The sequence below is a fragment of the Streptococcus bouchesdurhonensis genome (assembly GCF_948472335.1).
On the sequence record NZ_CAOKTW010000007.1, the window covers coordinates 97,254 to 111,711 of the forward strand.

General features: G+C 40.0%; 13 protein-coding genes, 3 pseudogenes and 1 riboswitch. Of the genes and pseudogenes, 8 read left to right on the forward strand and 8 right to left on the reverse strand.

Annotated elements, in window-relative coordinates; all coding sequences use genetic code 11:
• Window positions 1-6: 6 nt before the first annotated feature.
• Window positions 7-600, reverse strand: a complete 594-nt coding sequence (gene ruvA / locus QMQ21_RS12220; protein ID WP_000271487.1) for a Holliday junction branch migration protein RuvA — start codon at window positions 598-600, stop codon at window positions 7-9.
• Between the two features lie 156 nt (window positions 601-756).
• A riboswitch (FMN riboswitch) is annotated at window positions 757-871 on the forward strand.
• A 132-nt stretch (window positions 872-1,003) separates the two neighbouring features.
• Between ruvA and ribD the strand changes: the two genes are divergently transcribed.
• The 4 genes from ribD to ribH are packed head-to-tail and all read left to right on the forward strand — an operon-like array spanning window position 1,004 to window position 4,417.
• On the forward strand, window positions 1,004-2,104 hold the full coding sequence (gene ribD / locus QMQ21_RS12225) for a bifunctional diaminohydroxyphosphoribosylaminopyrimidine deaminase/5-amino-6-(5-phosphoribosylamino)uracil reductase RibD (protein ID WP_050103537.1): 1,101 nt from the start codon (window positions 1,004-1,006) through the stop codon (window positions 2,102-2,104).
• Window positions 2,089-2,724, forward strand: a complete 636-nt coding sequence (gene ribE, locus QMQ21_RS12230; RefSeq protein ID WP_016397226.1) for a riboflavin synthase — start codon at window positions 2,089-2,091, stop codon at window positions 2,722-2,724. The genes ribD and ribE overlap by 16 nt, the downstream gene beginning before the upstream one ends.
• Before the next feature lie 19 nt (window positions 2,725-2,743).
• Entirely contained in the window at window positions 2,744-3,949 is a 1,206-nt protein-coding gene (locus QMQ21_RS12235) for a bifunctional 3,4-dihydroxy-2-butanone-4-phosphate synthase/GTP cyclohydrolase II (RefSeq protein WP_050207626.1), read from the forward strand.
• Window positions 3,950-4,417: a 6,7-dimethyl-8-ribityllumazine synthase gene (gene ribH, locus QMQ21_RS12240; RefSeq protein ID WP_001099502.1), complete on the forward strand. Its 468-nt coding sequence runs from the start codon at window positions 3,950-3,952 to the stop codon at window positions 4,415-4,417. It abuts the gene before it with no gap.
• 324 nt (window positions 4,418-4,741) lie between these two features.
• On the opposite strand, the gene mutL is transcribed toward ribH, so the two are convergent.
• Window positions 4,742-6,412 (reverse strand): DNA mismatch repair endonuclease MutL, encoded by a 1,671-nt coding sequence (mutL, locus tag QMQ21_RS12245; protein ID WP_261814538.1) that lies wholly within the window; start codon window positions 6,410-6,412, stop codon window positions 4,742-4,744.
• The gene (locus QMQ21_RS19495) at window positions 6,399-6,689 is read right to left on the reverse strand and encodes an ATP-binding protein (protein WP_179856464.1); all 291 of its coding nucleotides are present in this window, start codon (window positions 6,687-6,689) and stop codon (window positions 6,399-6,401) included. The genes mutL and QMQ21_RS19495 overlap by 14 nt, the downstream gene beginning before the upstream one ends.
• Window positions 6,690-6,894: 205 nt before the next feature.
• On the opposite strand from QMQ21_RS19495, the gene QMQ21_RS12250 reads away from it, so the two are divergent.
• The 4 genes and pseudogenes from QMQ21_RS12250 to QMQ21_RS12265 all read left to right on the forward strand — a co-directional run bounded on the left by QMQ21_RS12250 (window position 6,895) and on the right by QMQ21_RS12265 (window position 9,466).
• Window positions 6,895-7,335, forward strand: a complete 441-nt coding sequence (locus QMQ21_RS12250; RefSeq protein ID WP_007284769.1) for a LytTR family DNA-binding domain-containing protein — start codon at window positions 6,895-6,897, stop codon at window positions 7,333-7,335.
• Complete coding sequence (locus tag QMQ21_RS12255) at window positions 7,332-7,790, forward strand: DUF3021 domain-containing protein (protein WP_000743979.1); 459 nt, start codon at window positions 7,332-7,334, stop codon at window positions 7,788-7,790. Before QMQ21_RS12250 ends, QMQ21_RS12255 begins: the two co-directional genes overlap by 4 nt.
• Before the next feature lie 71 nt (window positions 7,791-7,861).
• The gene (locus QMQ21_RS12260; RefSeq protein ID WP_007285110.1) at window positions 7,862-8,098 is read left to right on the forward strand and encodes a hypothetical protein; all 237 of its coding nucleotides are present in this window, start codon (window positions 7,862-7,864) and stop codon (window positions 8,096-8,098) included.
• Between the two features lie 104 nt (window positions 8,099-8,202).
• Window positions 8,203-9,466: pseudogene (locus QMQ21_RS12265) on the forward strand (NRAMP family divalent metal transporter).
• 285 nt (window positions 9,467-9,751) lie between these two features.
• Here the strand turns inward: QMQ21_RS12265 and nrdI are convergent.
• The 5 genes and pseudogenes from nrdI to QMQ21_RS12290 form a co-directional block, all read right to left on the reverse strand.
• Window positions 9,752-10,222: a class Ib ribonucleoside-diphosphate reductase assembly flavoprotein NrdI gene (gene nrdI, locus QMQ21_RS12270; protein WP_000849623.1), complete on the reverse strand. Its 471-nt coding sequence runs from the start codon at window positions 10,220-10,222 to the stop codon at window positions 9,752-9,754.
• Between the two features lie 77 nt (window positions 10,223-10,299).
• Window positions 10,300-10,833 carry an ABC transporter permease gene (locus QMQ21_RS12275; RefSeq protein ID WP_000729015.1) on the reverse strand — a complete coding sequence of 178 codons (534 nt, stop codon included), beginning with the start codon at window positions 10,831-10,833 and terminating at the stop codon, window positions 10,300-10,302.
• A 60-nt stretch (window positions 10,834-10,893) separates the two neighbouring features.
• Window positions 10,894-12,180, reverse strand: coding sequence for a response regulator transcription factor (locus QMQ21_RS12280; protein WP_000278861.1), 1,287 nt, complete (start codon window positions 12,178-12,180; stop codon window positions 10,894-10,896).
• Between the two features lie 11 nt (window positions 12,181-12,191).
• Window positions 12,192-13,861, reverse strand: a pseudogene (locus QMQ21_RS12285) (sensor histidine kinase).
• Window positions 13,839-14,452: pseudogene (locus tag QMQ21_RS12290) on the reverse strand (DUF624 domain-containing protein). The pseudogenes QMQ21_RS12285 and QMQ21_RS12290 overlap by 23 nt, the downstream one beginning before the upstream one ends.
• Window positions 14,453-14,458 lie beyond the last annotated feature (6 nt).

Consider the following 14,458-nt stretch of genomic DNA (forward strand, 5'->3'; position numbering starts at 1 on the left):
CTGCTCCTATTTGACCAACATTTTAAGGGCCGACTTGATATAGTTCTCAGCTGTATCTGTCGTTCCTTCAAAGAATTTCTTGATTTTCTTGAGCTCTGTTGCCTTGTAGCCCAGAGCCAACATGGCTTCCATAGCTTCTTCCAATTCTTGGTTTTCAGCACTTGCTTGCACTGCGACCTTGGCAGGAAGGTCATCTCCTGCAACTACTACCTTGCCTTCCAAGTCCAGCACCATCTGCTGGGCTGTTTTCTTGCCAATTTTAGGGAACTTGGTCAAGTAGGTGATGTTCTTGGTTTCAATGGCTTGAACCAAGCCAGCATTGTCATCAGCAGCGATAATAGCAAGAGCTGATACAGGACCAATCCCAGAGACCGAAATTAGACTAAGAAAGAGCTTTTTCTCATCCTCTGAGCGAAATCCATAAAGCAAATGGGCGTCCTCACGCACAACCTGATGCACATAAATCTGAGCCTCCTGATTAACCTGACCTGAATAGGCATAAGGATTGGCCACATGCAGGATATAACCAATACCATTGGTTTCAAGAACAATGTATTTGGCAGTAATTTTGGTAATGATTCCTTTTAAATATGCGTACATAGTATTCCTTCTCTCTTATTTCGTTTATCTAGTATATCATATTTTCTTTATCCGAGGAGCGAGAATCGATTATCACAAATACAGTATATCAAAAACAATCGGTATTTATCTGTTGACATATTCAAAATTAAGTACTATAATCATCTGTAATTGAATAACTATCTTCAGGGCAGGGTGCAATTCCCTACCGGTGGTATAGCCCACGAGCCGAAAGGCATGATTTGGTGAAATTCCAAAGCCGACAGTATAGTCTGGATGAAAGAAGATAAAAGTATATTTGTGCTTTTTGCGTGCTCTGAAATGATTACTTGTCATTTCAGAGCATTTTTGTTAATCGCATAAGTTTTCTTTTGTATGCCTTGAGTAGTCCCCTATTCAAGGTATATTTTTTGGAGGTAGTGAGATGAGCGATTCAAAATATATGAAATTAGCAATAAAACTGGCACAAAAAGGGGCTGGTTACGTCAACCCCAATCCTATGGTCGGCGCAGTTATTGTAAAAGATAATCACATCATCGGACAAGGTTATCATGAGTTTTTTGGTGGCCCACATGCTGAGAGAAATGCTCTTAAAAACTGTAGAGAATCCCCTGTCGGAGCGACGCTTTATGTAACACTTGAACCCTGTTGTCACTTCGGGAAAACACCTCCCTGTATAGATGCTATAATCGATAGTGGTATTACAAGAGTAGTCATTGGAAGCCTAGACTGTAATCCTATTGTATCTGGAAAAGGAGTAAAGATACTTGAGGAAAATAATCTTCAAGTTACTGTTGGAATTTTAGAAAATGAGTGTCTTAACTTAATAAAAAGTTTTAGAAAGTATATTACCCAGCATGTACCCTATGTTTTTATGAAATATGCAATGTCAATGGATGGAAAAATAGCCACTAAAACAAATCAATCCAAATGGATTACTGAAGAAGAAGCAAGAAAGCATGTGCATCAGTTACGACACCATGTTAGTGCAATTATGGTGGGAGTCAACACTGTTATTCAAGACGATCCTTTGCTGACATGTAGATTGGAGGAAGGGAAAAATCCTATCCGTATCATATGCGATACACATTTACGAACTCCTCTTACCTCTAAAATCGTAAAAACAGCAAATGATATTAAAACTTACATTGCCACTTCCTCTGAAGACAAAAATAAAATGAAGCTATATCAAAATCATGGCTGTAAAATACTTTCCATAAAGAAAAAAGGCAATCATATAGACTTATCGAGTTTAATGCAACATCTAGGAAACATGCAGATTGATAGCCTAGTTCTAGAAGGGGGCAGTCTAATGAATTGGAGTGCTTTGGAACAACAAATTGTTGATGAGCTGAAAATATATATTGCACCAAAAATTTTTGGAGGCAGTGCCAAGTTTCCTGTCGGAGGTGAAGGCATTTCTTTGCCAAATGACGCTATTAGATTGAAACCTTATGCTTTTTCTCAAATAGGAAATGACTATCTCATAGAAAGTGAAGTGATTTATCCATGTTCACAGGAATAATTGAAGAAATCGGAAAAGTTGAAAGAATACAGAAAGACTCTCGTAATTGTAAACTATCAATTAAAGCCTCAAAAATATTAACGGATATCCATTTAGGTGATAGTATAGCAGTAAATGGTATCTGTCTTACAGTTACTCATTTCAATCATCAATCCTTTACAGTTGATGTAATGAATGAAACATGGAGTCGAACAGCTCTTACTCTATTAAAACATGGAAGTGAGGTGAATCTAGAAAGAGCCTTATCTGTCAACGGTCGACTTGGGGGTCACGTCGTTACAGGACACATTGATGGTACAGGAAAAATCTCGTCAATAAAAAAAGATGATAATGCTGTATGGTATCAAATCAACACACAAAAAGAAATTTTAGATTTAATAGTTGAAAAAGGATCTATTACAATTGACGGCATTAGTCTGACTGTCGCTAAAGTCTCCAAAGTAAACTTTTCAGTATCTGTTATCCCTCATACCTGGGAACAAACCATTCTTAAGAGTAAACAAGTCGGGAGTACAGTAAATCTTGAAAATGATATCTTAGGTAAATATGTGCAAAAACTGATGGATAATTCTCCAAAATCAGAAATATCTAAGGAACTATTATATCAAAATGGATTTTAGCAGAAAGGATAATCAGTCAATGGAATATCGAAAAATACAAGAAGCATTAGAAGCATTGCAGAAGGGACGACTTGTTCTTGTTATAGACGATAAGGATAGAGAAAATGAAGGAGACTTAATTTGTTCTGCACAAGCAGCTACAACAGAAAATGTTAATTTTATGGCTACTTATGCCAAAGGATTAATTTGTATGCCTATGAGCGAAAGTTTAGCTAATCAATTAATGCTTTCACCTATGATTGAAAACAATACAGATAATCATAAGACTGCTTTTACAGTTTCAATTGATTATAAAGAAACGACCACAGGTATTTCTGCCGAGGAAAGAGGACTGACCGCACGTATGTGTGTAGCTGAAGATATAATACCCTCTGATTTTCGCAGGCCAGGACACATGTTTCCTTTAATTGCAAAAAAAGGTGGTGTTCTAGAAAGAAATGGACACACAGAAGCAACTGTTGATTTATTAAAATTAGCTGGACTAAAAGAGTGTGGCCTATGTTGTGAAATAATGAATCATGATGGCAAAATGATGAGAACAGATGATTTAATTCAGTTCTCGAAGAAACACAAGATTCCACTAATTACCATCAAAGAATTACAAGAATATAGAAAAGTATATGATCAGCTGGTAGAACGAGTTTCAACTGTCAATATGCCTACTAGATACGGTAATTTCAAAGCAATTAGCTATATAGATAAACTAAATGGGGAACATCATCTTGCTCTTATTATGGGAAATATAGAGGATGAAGCCAATGTATTATGTCGGGTCCACTCCGAATGTTTAACAGGAGATGTTTTAGGCTCTTTACGTTGCGATTGTGGACAGCAATTCGATAAAGCTATGAAAATGATTGTTGAGAATGGTTCGGGTGTCTTACTTTACTTGCGACAGGAGGGACGAGGAATTGGACTTATCAATAAATTAAAAGCCTATCATTTACAAGATCAAGGCATGGATACGCTTGATGCCAATCTTGCATTAGGCTTTGAAGGTGATTTAAGAGAATACCATATTGGAGCACAAATACTTAAAGATCTGGGACTTCAGTCACTTCATTTACTGACAAATAATCCTGACAAGGTTGAACAGTTAGAAAAATATGGAATTACCATTTCCAGTAGAATATCAATCGAAATAGAAGCCAATGCTTACGATAGTTTTTATTTAGAAACAAAGAAAAATCGAATGGGTCACATTTTAAATATGGAGGAAAAATAAATGAACACTTATGAAGGTAATTTAGTAGCAAACAATATTAAAATAGGTATTGTTGTAGCGAGATTTAATGAATTTATAACTTCAAAATTATTATCTGGAGCACTAGATAATCTCAAAAGAGAGAATGTAAACGAGAAAGATATCGAGGTGGCCTGGGTTCCAGGAGCTTTTGAAATACCTCTGATTGCATCAAAAATGGCAAAAAGTAAAAAATATGATGCAATTATCTGCTTGGGAGCTGTCATTAGAGGGAATACAAGTCATTATGATTATGTATGTAGCGAGGTATCTAAGGGAATCGCCCAAATCAGTTTAAATAGCGAAATCCCAGTTATGTTTGGTGTGCTAACGACAGATACAATTGAACAAGCCATAGAACGAGCTGGCACTAAAGCAGGAAATAAGGGTTCTGAGTGTGCACAAGGCGCTATTGAAATGGTCAACCTAATTCGTACATTAGACGCATAGAACAGACTCTACTTTTAGACGAATAAAGAAACTTGGCAAAATCGCAATTTAATACTCTGTGAAAATCATAGAGCAAACTAGGAAACCAGTCGCAGAGTGGTAAAACACAACTTCGATGTTACAGACAAAACTAGCAAAATTAGCTCAAAACACTGTTTTGAGATTACTGATAAAACTGACCTGGTTTGAAGAGATTTTCGAAAAGAATTAGGAAAAAATGAAGTAAATATTTCTATGATAAAACGCATAAAATCAAGGTTTTTGAACACCTGATTTTATGCGTTTTTCTGATTTTGAACATTTTTCCCAGACTTTTTTATACTTTTAATATTTCCCCAACTCACGGAGACTGGTGTGATTTTCCTGAATACGTCGGAACATCTTTTCCATATCCGACTTGGTAAAATGCACCAAAACAGGACGTCCGTGGGGACAGTTATAGGGATTGTCACATTGAGAAAGCTGATAGAGGAGTTGTCTAGCTGAATGATCATCAATACGATGATTGGCCTTGATAGATCGCTTGCAAGACATCATGATAGCCAGCTCTGCTCGGTATTTCTTGATAGAAACTTCCTTGGTCAAAAGGAGCATGTCGCACATCTCATAGATGCCTGATTCAATCTCTTCTTCTGCCATCCAAATAGGATGTTCACGTAGAATAAATTGATTTTCTCCGTACTCTGCTAGAAAGACGCCCACTTCCTCTAAGAGAGGCATTCTTTCCTTGAGACGCAGGGCATCATCCGCAGGAAATTCAAAGATATAGGGCACTAGGAGTTGCTGCTGGCTCTGGTCAACATTGCCAATGCTTTCACGGTACTCCTCGTACTTGACCCGTTCCTGAGCAGCGTGCTGATCTATGATGTAAAGTCCATCTCGCCCTTGGGCAAAGAGATAAGTCCCGTGCATTTGTCCGAAAAACTCCAACTCTGGGAAGCTGGATGCTTCTTCTCGCTCCAGTTTGTCATAAGCCTTATCGATGCTAGCAAGATCTAACTCTGGATGGTCTAGCTGGTCGTAGTTAGCAGGCTTTCTCTCTGCAAAATGCAGTTTTGCTGGCTTGGTCAATCGGTCCAAGGTTTCCTTGGCAAACAGGGTCAAATCCTGCCCTTCATCAGTCAATTCTACCTGATAATCAGCTACTTCAGTTTGACTAGGTCTTGACGGCTCAGTTTTCTCATAGTAGAGCGTATTTTCTTTGAGTGGGAGAATAGTTTGCTCCACCTTCTCACGATTGCGCACGGTCGATTTGGCAAGATTTTCCAAGGCATCTGGAATCAAGGTTTGTTCCTTGAGACTATTTGTAATAGCTTCTGAGACCAAGGTCATCAGTTCTTTTTCCTTGGAAATCCGCACCTCTTGCTTGGTTGGATGCACATTGACATCCGCTAGATAAGGGTCGATATGAATGTGAACGACAGCCAGTGGAAAACGCCCCACCATGAGCTTACTGCCATAGCCGTCAAGAATTGCACGATTGAGCAGGAAGTTCTTGATATAACGGCCATTGATGAAGAGGCTGATATAATTGCGGTTAGCCCGAGTCAACTCAGGCAAGGACACAAAACCTGAAATTTCGAAATCTAGGTCAGAGTTCTCAATTTCAATCATCTTCTTGGCACTCGCCAAACCGTAAATTCCTGCGATTGCTTGGCGCAATTGACCAGTCCCTGCTGTCCGCGTCATTTCCTTGCCATCACTAATCAAGCTAAAAGAAATCTCAGGATGGGCCAAGCCCAGACGGTTGACGATATCAATGATATGAGACAACTCTGCTTGCTGGCTCTTCATATACTTGAGACGGGCAGGCGTGTTGAAAAAGAGATCCTCCACACAAACCTTGGTTCCCACAGGACTAGTCGCTGGGATGACTTCCTCAACTTCACCCCCACGCGCGACGAGCTTGGTTCCGTGACTTGCGCCCTCAACTGCTGTCAAAAGAGTTAAAACGCTGACGGACGCAATAGAAGGCAAGGCTTCAACGAAAACCAAGCGTCCGAATCCGAAAGAGGTCTGCTTGATTTTTTATCTTACTAGTCGCATGACGACGCAGAGCCAGCTCCACCTCATCGTGGGCAATTCCATGACCATTATCTGTGATTTGGATTTTCTTGAGACCAGCTTCCTCAATCTCAATGATAATCTGACTAGAGCCCGCATCAATGGCATTTTCTACCAGCTCCTTAACAACGCTAGCTGGACGCTCGATAACCTCTCCAGCTGCAATCTGGTTTGCCAGCACCTCTGGCAATTCAATAATATGAGACATCTTTCAGCCCCTTTCTGTATCTGTTTTCCTAGAAATTGATTAGTGCTATTATACCATATTTCAGATAGGACAGAAAAACTCCACCACATAGGAGCCAAATCCCTCCACATAGACAAAGTCCCTTGCAAGGGGCTGAAAAATAGTGTTTAATAAAGGTGTACAAGAAGTGATCACAATTTTGTATGAAAAACAAGGAGAGAAATTTATGAAAGTAGAACTACAGATTAGTGAAACTTACGAAGAGGAAAAGCTGATTGTCCAAGCACCTCAAGAGACCGAAAAAGTCCAAAAAGTCATCGAGTTCGCAGAAAATCTTGACCGAACAGAAAAAATCAAAGGAAAAATCGATGATCAGGTCTATCTAGTTGAGATTGGCAAGATTCAGCGCTTCTATATTGAGAATCGGAAGGTTCTAGCAGAAACGGCGAGTCAGACCTACACCATTGACTTACGACTCTATCAGATCCTTGAACTCTTGCCAAGCAATTTTATCCAAATTTCCCAATCAGAAATCATCAATATCGACTCCATCTCTCACCTCAAGCTTACGCCCAACGGCCTAGTAGAAATTTTCTTGAAAAACGAAAGCTTCACCTACTCTTCACGCCGTTATCTAAAAACCATCAAGGAGAAATTAGAACTATGAAAAAACAAATCTTCCACGACGCAGCTACTGGTGTCCTCATCGGCCTCATCCTCTCTATCATCTTTTCACTCATTTATGCACCAAATACCTACGCACCACTAAATCCCTACTCTCTCATCGGCCAAGTGATGGCTCAACATCAGGTTCACGGTGCCCTGGTCTTGCTCTACTGTACTCTTATCTGGGCAGCCATCGGTATTCTCTTCAACTTTGGCAACCGATTATTCAGCCGTGACTGGAGCATGCTTCGTGCCACTCTGACTCATTTTTTCCTCATGCTAGTAGGCTTTGTCCCACTAGCAACCCTAGCAGGTTGGTTCCCCTTCCACTGGATTTTCTACCTCCAGCTCATTATCGAGTTTGCGATTGTCTACCTCATCATTTGGACTATTTCCTATAAAAGAGCATCAAAAAAAGTAGACCATATCAATCAACTCTTGGAGCATAGAAAATAGGAACCTCATAATAAGCAAATCCGAGAAAGAAACTTCTCGGTTTTTCTTTATCCTGCTGCACCTTATACTCAATGAAAATCAAAGAGCAAACTAGGAAGCTAGCCGCAGGTTGCTCAAAACATTGTTTTGAGGTTGCAGATAAGACTGACGAAGTCAGCTCAAAACACTGTTTTGAGGTTGTGGATAGAACTGACGAAGTCAGTAACCATACCTACGGTAAGGCGACGCTGACGTGGTTTGAAGAGATTTTCGAAGAGTATTACTATCATAGCAGTTATTTTCAGATCTTCTTTGTAAATTTTCTGTAATTTTCTATCTTTTTTCAAAACATTCTTGCATTTTTCCAAAATTTTTTGTAGAATATAGGTTACATATCCAGATTATTCTGAAAATTCAAAAAGGAGTATTTATCATGTCGCAAGCTATTTCCTTAAATCAATCAACCTGGGCAAGCAAGCTAAAAGCAATGGGACCTGGAATCCTAATGGCAACTGCCGCTGTTGGAGGTTCCCACATTGTATCTTCCACTCAAGCTGGCGGTTCTTACGGTTGGTCTCTACTTCTCTTGGTCATCTTAGCCAATGTCTTTAAATATCCATTTTTCCGTTTTGGTGCTGAATACACAGCTGATACTGGAAAGACTTTGGTTGAAGGTTATGCCGAAAAAGGAAAACTCTATCTCTGGATTTTCTTTATCCTAAATGTCTTTTCGGCTATGGTCAACACGGCTGGTGTTGCCATTCTGTGCTCAGCTATCATCGCCAGTGCCTTCCCAATGATTGGACTTAGCATTACTCAGTGGTCCCTCATTCTCGTTGCAATCATTTGGGCTATGCTACTCTTTGGAGGCTACAAACTTTTAGACGGCATGGTCAAATGGATTATGTCTGCTTTGACCATTGCGACTGTTCTTGCAGTTATCATTGCGGCGGTCAAGCATCCCGAATACAGTTCTGATTTTGTCGAGAAGACACCTTGGCAAATGGCAGCTCTGCCCTTCATCGTCTCCCTCCTAGGATGGATGCTTAGCTCCTATTGAAATTTCAGCTATCAATTCACTTTGGTCAGCTGAAAAGAGAAAGACCGTCAACTTTAACACAGAAGACGCTCTGTTTGACTTTAACACTGGTTATATTGGAACAGCTATCCTAGCCGTCTTCTTTGTGGCACTGGGAGCACTGATTCAGTATCCTACAGGGCAGGCGGTTGAAGCTGCTTCAGCCAAATACATCTCTCAATTCGTGGGCATGTATGCCTCTGTTCTTGGCGAATGGTCCCGTTACTTGATTACCTTTATTGCCTTCCTCTGTATCTTTGGAACAGTTATCACTGTTATTGATGGCTATTCTCGCGTCAATCAGGAATCTCTCCGACTGCTAATCAGTCAAAAAGAAGACAATCGTAAATCTTTGAACATCTGGATGACCATCACTGCTATCATCGGTATCGTCATTATCAAGTTCTTCGCTGGTCAGGTTTCAACCATGCTCCGCTTTGCTATGATTGGTTCTTTCCTGACAACACCATTCTTCGCTCTTTTAAACTACGCCTTGGTAACGCGTGAAAACAAAAATCTTCCTTCTTGGCTCAAACACCTTGCCATTGCAGGATTGATTTTCCTCTTTGGCTTCGCCATCTTCTTTATCTACGCACTCGCAATCGGAAAAGCAGGGTAAGGGACAAGCGCGAGATGAAGATAATACTCTTCGCAAATCAAATTCAAACCACGTCAACGTCGCCTTGCCGTACTCAAGTACAGCCTGCGGCTAGTTTCCTAGTTTGCTCTTTGATTTTCATTGAGTATAAGGTTTCATTTCAAGAGACCATTCAGCAAATATTTCTATGATAAAAAGCATAAGAACAAGGTTTTAAAGACCTGAACTTATGCTTTTTTGCGTTCTCAAAGACTGTTTATACTCAAAAAAACAGTTGAAAAATCCCAAGTGCCTCTTATATTGACTTTAATTCTCCTTTTCCAACTCATACAAATCTGCGATAATAGCTGCGACATGTTTGATATCTTCCAGCATGCCTCGCATTTCAAAGTCAGCCAAGACAGGGAAACCAAAACGTTGACTGTATTGCTTAGCTGTCAGGCAGTATTGGTTATTAAAGTTACGATTTCCTGAACCAACCACGCCAAAACACTTACTAGCATTGTCACCATAGGCGATAAAATCCCCAACGGGTGTCGTCAAGATCTCGACATCTCCGTTATCAACGCCATTCCCACCTTCGAGATAGGTCGGCAAAAAAGCGACATAGGGATGGTCCATTTCATAGAAATCGCGACCTTCCTTGACCAAATCCTTGATATGAATCTTTTGAACCTCAATCCCTTTGTACTGGGACAAGAGATAGTCTTTCAAGCGCGTCACAAAACTTTCAGTGTTGCCACTCAAACTAATATAAACTAAAGAAATTGTCTTCATATGTACCTCCATGATTTTATTTTTAATCGAAAAAGAACTACCAAGATTGTATCTTGATAGTTCTTTTTTGTCAATACTTAGGCAAGATTTTCTGCTTCCTCTTCTTCTGCCAAGGCTTTCTGCTGACGCCACATCTTATAGAAGACAAGGGCTAGGAAGAGAACATTGATGACGATATAGAAAATGCTGACAGCTTTTGAACCAATACTCATTGTCAAACGCATGCTCTCATCTTGAACCAACTGCACAGCGTCCTGTAAACCAACATAGCCATAAATCGAACCGATAATAGCTAACAAAACATAGCCAACGTAAGTATAGTTTGCATATTGCAAATTCTTACGAATAAGGAAGACAATCGCTACGACCACTAAAATAGCAGATAGCACAATCAAGGCCATATTAAAAATAGAATGATACGCTTCTGCTACTCCATAGTTGTAATTAAGCTGGTCTTCTAATTGCTGAGCACTGACCCCTGCAACTTGTTTCTGAGCGGCACGAAGAGCTTCTTTGCTAGGTAAGGGACTCAACATTCCAAACAGAGACATTGCTGAAATAAGAGCAGACAAGATTAGCAAGACCCATAGATAAATCGGTTTCTTTTTCATGATAGAACCTCCTAATAATATTATTCATATTATAGCACATTTTGTAAAGGAATACAAATCTTACAGTATCGTTTCTACCTGTTTTCGGTAGGCTTTTGGCGATTTTCCGCACAATTTTCGGAACACTTTATAGAAATATCCAAGGTTACTGTAACCAACAGCATAACAAATATCTTCGATACTGTCACTGGTTGAAAGCAAGAGCTGCTGAGCAGCCTTAATACGTTGTTTGTTTAGTAATTCTGCAAAGGTCGAATCGGTTTCTCGCTTAATCAACTGACCTAGATAGACAGGATTGATAAAGAGGGCCTTACTGATATCCTTGAGGGAAAGCTCTTTTTGGTAATCACGACCAATGACTTCCAGCACACTGACCACATTTTCATTCATGCGGTATTGACCGAAAAAGCTGGTCAGAGTTTCCTTGATATAAGAAACCAATTCATCGAAGGATTGAATAGCATGAATGGTTTTGACAATGTCCGTCATATCATCAGCTTTGAGATGTTCAAACAAGTGAAAGACATCCATGACAAACTGGATAAAAAGCTGTTTGGTAATCGGAACACGAGGTGTATTTTCAAGAACCACCTTCTCCAAGAGGTTCAACTCTTCTACGATTTGATTGAGATTCCCCTGAATGATAACCCTATAAATCGGTTCGTAGTAGGCAAAGAGACTCTGAGACTGCTGTAGATTTACAGAGCCGTAAAAGAGGGCTTTCTCAGCATTCAGCTTCCAGCGTTCAAAGTGTTCTTGATAAGGAGCTTCAAAAGGTGTAACGACCAAACCATCTAGGGGTTGGTCAGAAATGAAAATCTGCCAATCTTGACCCAAGACATAGTAGGGAATGGTGAAGGAACCTTGTTTTTCCTTGGATAGACCTATCCACCAATTCTCCTTATCCCCTAAATAACTAACAAATCCAGTCTCGTCTAAATCTTGACTGAGGGTCTGGCTTTTCTTCCCTCTCTCGCCGAGCTGACCTGCAATCTTCTCCAGCAGATTTCCTAACTCTACCTTATCAACAGGCTTGACCAAATAGTCCACCACACTAAGATTCATGGCTCTTTTGACATAATCAAACTCCTGATAACCTGAAAGCAGGATATAGGCGGCATCTGGTAAGATCTCTTTCATTTCCCGAATCATATCAAGCCCTGTTTTGTCGGGCATATTGACATCTGAAATGATGACATCGAGGGGATTTTCCTGAACATATTCTAGGGCTTCATCGGCATGACTGGCTGTTGCGACGACCTCCATATCCCACTTATCAAAGGGAATCAAACGCTTCAGACCTTCTGTCACCATGTACTCATCATCTACTAATAATACTTTATACATTTTCTCCCTTTCTACTCATCTTGAATTGTAATACGATACTGAACACCTGCTTGCTCCGCAGACTCTATCGTAATGGCATAGCGGTCCCCAAAATAGAGCACAAACCGCTCATGGACATTGACAATCCCGATAGACTGCCTTTGATCACTGTAACTGGCTTGGTGTTCAAAATGTCTCTGACTTAATTTTTCTCGAATACTTGTCAATTTTTCAACCGACATTCCACGGCCATTATCTACCACTAAAATTTCCACAAAACCATCCTGTTTAAGCGCCTTGATGCTAATCACATTATCTGTCCGTCTGTGGTCAACACCATGCGCGAAATAATTTTCTACCAGCGGTTGCAAGGTAAACTTGGGAATCTTCATATTCTCTAACTCTGGGTCTATCTTGAAACCATAGGCAATGGACTTGGGATAGCGAACCATGCAGAGATAGCTGTATTTACGGCAAAATTCTAATTCCTGTTTGAGAAGAGTTTCTCTTTCGTCAGAAATATTGTTACGCAAGAGACTACTGAATTCATAAATGATATCTGCCAACTCATCTTGACTCTGCATAACTGCATACATGCGCAAGAACTCCAGCGTATTATACATAAAATGAGGATTGATTTGCGCCTGCAAGGCTCGCATATTGGCATCTTTTTGACTAAGTTCTAACTGGTAAATATCATGGATGTTCTTTTCCAATCGATCCAACATATCATTGGTCGTCTCCGCGATTAGGAGCAATTCCTGGTCCTTTTCAAGCGTATCGATGCGAAGACCTTCTTCCCCTTGGGCAATAGCCTGAATAGAATCCACCAAATCCACTACCTGCTTTTGGTAATTAGCAAAGGTCTGCCTCAAAGTCAGATAGAGAATAACAATAAAGAGAAGGCTCAAGCTCACAATCAAAGCAGAACTGGTCACCGTTCCTTGTAAAACAAAGTTTTTGGGAACTGCCACCTGAACCTGATAACCATGAGAAGTTAAGCCAACAAGCCAATTTTCACTCTCCTTATCAACTGTTTCACCAATATGAAAAATCTCCGTATCAAAAGGTGAGGTCACTGTTACTGCCATCGGAGTATGACCTCTAGTATTATCAATGGCATGGTATAAAACAGCAGGATCCAAGGAGATGTAAATCACTCCTAAATCTTGATCTGACACTGGATCTGACATAGGAATGGCAAAACTATTTCCTGCTGGTTTGAAATCCTCAGCCCTGATTTTTCTCCACTACGTTTGTCTTTAGTAGAAACATAGACTTCCTTGTAATCTTGAAAAGCAATGGCCACTCCAGTTACAAAATCATTTCGAACATAGAGGTCATCAACATTTTCATGCAGAGAGACTGATACATAAGGCGAAGCTTTCCGCTCTAATTGCCAGTAAAAATAGTCTGGCATGCTAAGGCTAAAGTATTTATAGATTCCCTCAATACGAGCTTGATTTTCAACTAAAGCCTGAGCTATCTGGGTTGACTCTCTATGGTAATATTCAATTTCACTCACTGTTCTAGCAGTTACACGCTGGGCTACTCTCTGGGCTTCCTTTTCCCGTGAATCCCAGTCAGCGTAAGAGAGTAAGATTGCAAAACTCGCAATAATAATGATCATAACTGAACTGTAGGTTCGCAGAAGCGTATGTAGCCAAAACTGCTTCATCCTACTTTGTCGCCAATTTTTCATGGATACTTTCATAGACCGGTTCCAACATATCACTGATAAAGAAATGCCACATCCCAATTCCTACAAAGAAAAGCAGAGCAGGCATATAGTAACCAATTGCTACAAGTAGCACGGTCCCAAGGAGAACCTTGGCCACAGCCGCTAAGCTCATAAAGATGCCAATCAAGGATAGTTTGAGACTATTTCGATAAGACAAGTCAAAATAAACTTGTAATTTCAAAGATACTGTATAAACCAAAAACAGCAGGGCAACTACTAGAACATTCAAAAAGGTCGCAATCAAATGAATAATAGTCTGATGAGGCAATTGTACCAAGAGATACAAGCCATAGACCAAAACTAAATCCACTCCTAGAAAGCTATAGAAAATCAGATTGCTTGAGACAAAATTTTGCTTATAAAGAGACCAAGCCTCCTTCAAACTGTATTCCCGAAAGCTATAACCATGTTCTGCATACAAGCTCATCAAGGTGGCACTAGTAGCGCTAGACCAAGGATAATTCCTCCTGCCAAGGTTAATAGCCAAAAGAAGGCTGTCGCAACCATCCCTAAAAAGAAACGATTAAAGACAAAGTCTAAAAATCTACCCATGATATC

Excerpts from the sequence above, each read along its gene's own strand:
- ruvA (WP_000271487.1), bottom strand. The coding sequence starts at position 600 with ATGTACGCATATTTAAAAGGAATCATTACCAAAATTACTGCCAAATAC.
- ribD (WP_050103537.1), top strand. The coding sequence starts at position 1,004 with ATGAGCGATTCAAAATATATGAAATTAGCAATAAAACTGGCACAAAAA.
- ribE (WP_016397226.1), top strand. The coding sequence starts at position 2,089 with ATGTTCACAGGAATAATTGAAGAAATCGGAAAAGTTGAAAGAATACAG.
- QMQ21_RS12235 (WP_050207626.1), top strand. The coding sequence starts at position 2,744 with ATGGAATATCGAAAAATACAAGAAGCATTAGAAGCATTGCAGAAGGGA.
- ribH (WP_001099502.1), top strand. The coding sequence starts at position 3,950 with ATGAACACTTATGAAGGTAATTTAGTAGCAAACAATATTAAAATAGGT.
- QMQ21_RS19495 (WP_179856464.1), bottom strand. The coding sequence starts at position 6,689 with ATGTCTCATATTATTGAATTGCCAGAGGTGCTGGCAAACCAGATTGCA.
- QMQ21_RS12250 (WP_007284769.1), top strand. The coding sequence starts at position 6,895 with ATGAAAGTAGAACTACAGATTAGTGAAACTTACGAAGAGGAAAAGCTG.
- QMQ21_RS12255 (WP_000743979.1), top strand. The coding sequence starts at position 7,332 with ATGAAAAAACAAATCTTCCACGACGCAGCTACTGGTGTCCTCATCGGC.
- QMQ21_RS12260 (WP_007285110.1), top strand. The coding sequence starts at position 7,862 with ATGAAAATCAAAGAGCAAACTAGGAAGCTAGCCGCAGGTTGCTCAAAA.
- nrdI (WP_000849623.1), bottom strand. The coding sequence starts at position 10,222 with ATGAAGACAATTTCTTTAGTTTATATTAGTTTGAGTGGCAACACTGAA.
- QMQ21_RS12275 (WP_000729015.1), bottom strand. The coding sequence starts at position 10,833 with ATGAAAAAGAAACCGATTTATCTATGGGTCTTGCTAATCTTGTCTGCT.
- QMQ21_RS12280 (WP_000278861.1), bottom strand. The coding sequence starts at position 12,180 with ATGTATAAAGTATTATTAGTAGATGATGAGTACATGGTGACAGAAGGT.